This window comes from uncultured Virgibacillus sp. (assembly GCF_947495635.1).
Classification (GTDB): Bacteria; Bacillota; Bacilli; order Bacillales; family Amphibacillaceae; genus Virgibacillus; species Virgibacillus salarius.
In genome coordinates this window covers 1-251 of record NZ_CANMAB010000250.1, presented here as the reverse complement: position 1 = coordinate 251, position 251 = coordinate 1, and the positions used below count along the sequence as shown (strand labels likewise).

General features: G+C 43.0%; 1 rRNA gene. It reads left to right on the top strand.

The features are described from left to right. Positions 1–161: 161 nt before the first annotated feature. A 5S ribosomal RNA gene (gene rrf, locus Q1A47_RS20725) occupies positions 162–251 on the top strand; the annotation flags it as partial.

Genomic DNA, 251 nt, shown 5'->3' with positions numbered 1-251 from the left:
TCGATCGAGGACTTAACTAACTTCTTTTGGTTGTCGTTGAATGATCTCTTATTTAGTTTTTAGGGTACAAATGAATAAGTAATGTATCCGCCTGTAGATATGAGAAAGCATCAAGCAAGGAATGGTTCCGAGCAGATGTTGATTTATCGAATTAAGAAATGTCTGGTAGCAATGGCGGAGAGGTCACACCTGTTCCCATGCCGAACACAGAAGTTAAGCTCTCCAGCGCCGATGGTAGTTGGGGCTTTGCC